This is a genomic window from Streptomyces sp. NPDC059874 (genome assembly GCF_042731135.1).
In the GTDB taxonomy this organism is placed as follows: domain Bacteria; phylum Actinomycetota; class Actinomycetes; order Streptomycetales; family Streptomycetaceae; genus Streptomyces.
Map to the genome: position 1 here is coordinate 1 of NZ_JBHWJY010000166.1, position 5,265 is coordinate 5,265.

Annotated in this window: 7 protein-coding genes; 4 read left to right on the forward strand and 3 right to left on the reverse strand. The window is 71.6% G+C overall.

The genetic code is table 11. The features are described from left to right. Positions 1–143: 143 nt before the first annotated feature. Genes ACFV9H_RS41090 through ACFV9H_RS41100 form a run of 3 tightly spaced genes read right to left on the reverse strand, consistent with a single transcriptional unit; the run spans position 144 to position 3,100 of the window. The gene (locus tag ACFV9H_RS41090; protein WP_385409067.1) at positions 144–1,085 is read right to left on the reverse strand and encodes a 3-oxoacyl-ACP reductase; all 942 of its coding nucleotides are present in this window, start codon (positions 1,083–1,085) and stop codon (positions 144–146) included. Between the two features lie 39 nt (positions 1,086–1,124). After that, positions 1,125–2,201, reverse strand: coding sequence for a Zn-dependent alcohol dehydrogenase (locus ACFV9H_RS41095; RefSeq protein WP_385409069.1), 1,077 nt, complete (start codon positions 2,199–2,201; stop codon positions 1,125–1,127). Between the two features lie 26 nt (positions 2,202–2,227). Continuing rightward, entirely contained in the window at positions 2,228–3,100 is an 873-nt protein-coding gene (locus ACFV9H_RS41100; protein WP_385409071.1) for a MaoC/PaaZ C-terminal domain-containing protein, read from the reverse strand. Positions 3,101–3,306: 206 nt separating this feature from the next. Here ACFV9H_RS41100 and ACFV9H_RS41105 point away from each other — a divergent pair, with 206 nt between their 5' ends. The 4 genes from ACFV9H_RS41105 (at position 3,307) to ACFV9H_RS41120 (ending at position 5,123) form a co-directional block, all read left to right on the forward strand. Next, complete coding sequence (locus ACFV9H_RS41105) at positions 3,307–3,660, forward strand: DNA-binding response regulator (RefSeq protein WP_385409078.1); 354 nt, start codon at positions 3,307–3,309, stop codon at positions 3,658–3,660. A 156-nt stretch (positions 3,661–3,816) separates the two neighbouring features. After that, complete coding sequence (locus tag ACFV9H_RS41110) at positions 3,817–4,386, forward strand: RNA polymerase sigma factor (protein WP_385409073.1); 570 nt, start codon at positions 3,817–3,819, stop codon at positions 4,384–4,386. After that, a complete protein-coding gene (locus ACFV9H_RS41115; RefSeq protein ID WP_385409075.1) occupies positions 4,373–4,633 on the forward strand; it encodes a hypothetical protein in 261 nt (86 codons plus the stop codon). Before ACFV9H_RS41110 ends, ACFV9H_RS41115 begins: the two co-directional genes overlap by 14 nt. A gap of 4 nt (positions 4,634–4,637) precedes the next feature. Next, positions 4,638–5,123 carry a hypothetical protein gene (locus tag ACFV9H_RS41120; protein ID WP_385409077.1) on the forward strand — a complete coding sequence of 162 codons (486 nt, stop codon included), beginning with the start codon at positions 4,638–4,640 and terminating at the stop codon, positions 5,121–5,123. The last annotated feature ends 142 nt before the right edge of the window (positions 5,124–5,265 follow it).

Here is a 5,265-nt window from a genome sequence, read left to right on the forward strand (position 1 = left end):
GGTTCTTTGTGACCTCCTGGCCGGGTCCCCACCCCCGGGCGTGGCGCGGGCCCGCGCGCCGTCCCCCGTCTACCTTTGCGGGCCACACAACTTGGTGCGGGGGGGGCCCCCGGGGGCCCCCGCCTCACCTCGTACGGGTCGGGCTAGTCGTGCTTCAGGCCCAGGACCTCGGCCGCGGCGAAGGTCTCGTTCGCCGGGCGGGAGTCGTAGTGCGGGGTGAGCAGCTCGTCGAGTTCCTCGAAGGAGAAGGCCTCCTTCGAGGTGTCGAACTTGGCCGCCACCTTGGGGCGTTCCATCACGACGACGATCCCGCCGTGCACGACGAACAGCTGCCCGTTGGCCTTCGCCGAGGCCGGTGAGGCCAGGTAGCCGACGAGCGGGGAGACGTGCTCGGGGGCGAGGGCGTCGAGCTTGCCCTCCTCCGGGACCTGGAAGCCGGCGAAGACGTCCTCGGTCATACGGGTACGGGCGCGCGGGCAGATGGCGTTGGCCGTGACCCCGTACTTGGCGAGGGCCAGGGCGGTGGACGTGGTCAGGCCCACGATGCCGCCCTTGGCCGCCGCGTAGTTCGGCTGGCCGGCCGAGCCGCCGAGGAAGGCCTCGGAGGAGGTGTTGACGATCCGGCCGTAGACCGGGCCGCCCGCCGCCTTCGAGCGCTCGCGCCAGTGCACGGACGCGAAGTGGGTGGTGTTGAAGTGGCCCTTGAGGTGGACCCGGATCACCGAGTCCCACTCCTCCTCCGACATCGAGAAGACCATCCGGTCGCGCAGGATGCCCGCGTTGTTGACCAGGATGTCGAGCTTCCCGAGGCTGCTCACCGCCAGCTCGACCAGCTCGCGCGCCTGCTCGAAGTCGGCCACGTCGCCGAGGTGTGCCACCGCCTGGCCGCCCGCCGCGCGGATCTCCTCGGCCACCTCCTCCGCCGGGGCGGCCGAGGCCTCCCCCGAGCCGTCGCGGCCCGGCTGGCCGAAGTCGTTGACGACCACGCTCGCGCCGAGCCGCGCGAGCTCGATCGCCTCGGCCCGGCCGAGCCCGCGGCCCGCGCCCGTGACGATGGCGGAGAGTCCCTCAAGTGGCAGTGACATCCGTACGGTTCCTCTCAGAGCTGGTCGACGGGGCGTGCGTCAGAGTTCGATGCAGGTGCGCAGGGCCACGCCCGTGCGCATCTGGTCCAGGGCGTCGTTGATCTCGGCGAGCTGCACCCGGTGGGTGATCAGGCTCGCCAGGTCCACCCGGCCGGCCCGCCACAGGGCGATCGTGCGCTCGTAGGAGCGGAGCACGTCCCCGCCGCCGTACATCGACGGCAGGATCTTCTTCTCGTCGAAGAAGAGCGAGAACATGTCGATCTGGAAGTTGTCGTCGAGCGCGCCCGCACCGACGATGACGACGCTGCCGCCGCGCCGGGTCATCTTGTAGGCGGTCTGCGCGGTTGCGGACTTGCCGACGACCTCGAAGACGTAGTCGAAGCCCTCGCCGGCGGTGATGCGGTTCTTGGCGTCGTCGAAGGCGTCGGGCCCGACCGCCTCCGTCGCCCCGAACTTCAGGGCCGCCTCGCGCCGAGACTCCACCGGGTCGACGGCGATGATCTGCGCCGCACCCTGCACCTTGGCGCCCTGGATGACGGATATGCCGACGCCACCGCAGCCGATGACGGCGACCGAAGAACCGGCCTCCACCTTGGCGGTGTTGATGGCCGCGCCGAGGCCGGTGGTGACTCCGCAGCCGATGAGGGCGGCGATGTCGAAGGGCACGTCGTCGGGGATCGGCACGGCGCACGCGGCGTCGACGACGAGCTCCTCGGCGAAGGTGCCGGTGGCGGCGAAGCCGAAGATGTCGCCGCCCGCGCGCTTGAAGTTGGGGGTGCCCGCGTTGACCAGGCTGGCCAGACACAGGTGGCCCTGGCCGCGCTTGCAGGACGGGCAGTGGCCGCACGGCGGCAGCCAGCAGACGAGGACCCGGTCGCCGATCTTGTGGCTGGTGACCCCGTCGCCGACGTCCGCGATCACTCCGGAGCCCTCGTGGCCCGGGATGAAGGGGGCGGGCTGCGGCAGGATGCCGCTCATCGCGGAGAGGTCCGAGTGGCACAGGCCGGTGGCCTTGACCCGGATCTTCACCTTTCCGGGACCTAGGCCCACGGCTTCCATGTCGTCGACGACTTCGAGCTTGTCCTGGCCGATCTCGCTCTGCAGTGCTGCGCGCACGGTGCGGCTCCTTCCACAGGTCTGGATTACGCGTGTTCGACGACGGTGTCGGCGAGGACCGGCGCGTCGTCCCGTTCGACTGCGGTCACCGACACCAGGACGCGGCCGGGCTCCTGCCACATCCGGATGCGCAGCGTCTCGCCGGGGAACACGATCCCCGCGAAGCGCGTGCGGTAGGCGCGGACGCGGGACACGTCCCCGCCGAGTGCCGTGTCGACGACGGCCTTGAGGGTCATCCCGTACGAGCACAGGCCGTGCAGGATGGGCTTGTCGAAGCCGCCGAGCTTGGCGAACTCGGGGTCCGCGTGCAGGGGGTTCCAGTCGCCGGAGAGCCGGTAGAGCAGCGCCTGGTCATCGCGGATGTGCCGCTCCTCGACGCGGTCGGGCGCCCGCTCGGGCAGTTCCTCCTTGGCGGAGGGCCCGCGCTCGCCGCCGAACCCGCCCTCTCCCCGTACGAAGATCTGCGCGTCGCTCGTCCACAGCGGTCCGTCGGCGTCCGCGACCTCGGAGCGCAGCACGATGACGGCCGCCTTGCCCTTGTCGTAGACGGCTGCGACCTTGGAGCTGGAGGTGGCCCGGCCCTTGACGGGGATGGGCCGGTGCAGCTCGATGGAGTGACCGCCGTGCAGGACCATGGCGAGGTTGACGTCGATGCCGGGTGCGGAGAGGCCGCCGAGCATGGCCATCCCGGCGCCGGCGACGGTCGCGAAGCTGGGCAGCACGTGCAGCTTGGATTCGAGGGTGTAGCGCAGCTCGTCGGGGTCGGTCGCCAGGCTTTGGCCGTTCCGCGCAGTACCGGCGCCGAGGCCGAGGTGGTAGAGCTGGATGTCCTTGTGGTCCCAGCCGATGTCCCCCTGGCGGGGGTCTGCGGCGAGGGCCTTGGCGGCATCGATCGGCATGAGGATGCTGCTCCTTTTGTTCCTTTTTTGTTCCTTGGAAGACCTCGGTGCGGCCGTCCGCACCGTCGGCCGCACCGAGGTCGTATGCGGGGCGGCCGGTTCTAGAACGCGTTCCAGTTCCGGCCGGTGAGGGAATGTATAACGCACGCCCCGGCACTTGGGAAGACTCCTGACTTCACGTCAGATAGGCTTTCGGCGTGGATGAAATGCCCGTTGATCACCGCCAGGCCCGCGCGCTCCGGGTCCTGCTGGATCCGCAGAACCCGCCCCTGGCGCTCCGGCTCGGTCTCCAGCCGGACATCGAGGTCGTACGGGACCTGACGGCGCGGCCGGCGGTGGCGCTGGTCGAGGAGGTCGCCACCGCGGCGGCCCTGCTCGCGGAGGATCCGGAGTGCCGGGTACTGGTCCTGACGGGCTCGGCCCATCCGGGCCTGCCCGAGGCCGTACTCGCCGCGGGCGCTGCGGGACTCGTGCTGCGGGACGGCCCGGTGGAGGACCTGGCCGATTCCATCCGCCGGGCCTCGATGGGCGAGACGGTGATCGATCCCATCCTGGGGTGAATCCTTTTCCGGCACCCTCGCCTCTTATGCGTGTACCGACGACCACGTCGGCACATGACCTGGAGGTTGTCGTGATCGCTCTCATCGCCGGTGCCGTGGCGCTCGTACTGCTCTGCACGTGCACGTTCTTCGTCCTGCGCAAGCGGGGTCGGGCCCGTGGCTGACCCGACCTGGCCCGGCGCGACGCTGATCGCCGCCGCGCAGCGCGGCGACGTCGACTCGATCACCGCGTTGGTGTCCGGCTCGCACCCGCACGTACGCCGGTTCGCCCGCACGCTGTGCGCCTCGCCCGAGGACGCCGAGGACGCGGCGCAGGAGGCCCTGATCATCCTGTACCGCAAGATCGGGATGTTGAGGGCCTCGGGAGCACTGGCGTCGTGGATGTTCCGCATCGTCCGCAACGAGTGCCTGCGGCGCGCCCGCTCGGCGATCCCGCGGGGCCCCGGGCCGCTCCCGGACGGCGGCGCCGTGATGTCGGCCGAGGACGAGGTGGTGCTGCGCCTGGAGGCGGCCAGGGTGGCGAAGGCGGTCGCCGCGCTGCCCGAGGACCAGCGGACCGTGCTGATCATGCGGGACATCCAGGGCCACAGCGGACGGCTGACCGCCGACGCGCTCGGCCTCAGCACCGCCGCGATGAAGTCCCGGCTGCACCGGGCCCGCGCGGCCGTCCAACTCTCCCTGAACCCTGCCCCCGGAGGCGAAGATGGCGAAGATGGCGAAGACTGACGGCCCCGACTTTTCGAGCGCCTCGCTGCCCCGGCACCTGGTTCGCGGCGCGATCGGATTCGGCGCGCTGATCGCCGCGTTCGCCCTCCTTCCGTTCACGGGGCCGGGCAGTCTGCTGCTCGCGCCGGTCGGTGTGCTCGCCCTGCGGGGGTGCCCGATGTGCTGGATCCTCGGGCTCGCGCAGACCGTCTCCCGGGGCCGGGTGCGGCGTGAGTGCGTGGACGGCCGGTGTGAGCTTGTACGTTGACCCGATGGGTCTTTTCGACAAGTTGACCGGTACGCGGCACCCCGACAGGGGTGTCACACCGCTGCCCGCCTTGGAGGTCCGGGCCGCGCTGCTCGCGCTCGACGGCCCGGACACGCCGTTCCGCCTGCGCAACGGCACCCCGCGGGAGGGCGCCGACCTGGTGGCGGTATGGCGGATCCCGCCGGGCCCCTGGCACCCGCGGCGCGGCCAGACCCGGCTGCGGCTGGTCCCGGGGGCGCGGGAGGTCAGGGCCCTCGACGAGAAGTGGGAGGCCCTGGAGAGCGGCGAGCGGTCCTTGGGTGGCCAGGGCCTCAAGTACTCCCGGGGCCCTCTCGCCTCGACCTCCAAGCAGTGGACGATCGAACGCGGCCCCGACGGCCGCCGCCGCCTGAAGGAGGACTCCGCGTTCAGCTCCGCGCGGGTGAAGGCGCCCCTCCGCGAGGCGGTCCTGGCGGCGGGCTGGACCTGGCGCGGCGTCTTCCGCCTGTGACGTCCGCCGGCCGGGTGCGGCGCCGCTACGGGGGCTCCGCCCCCGAACCCCCGCGCCTCAAACGCCGGCGAGGCTGGCTTTGCCTCCGGCGGCGCCTCAAACGCCGGCGGGGCTGAAATTGCCCGGCGGGCAATCCAGCCCC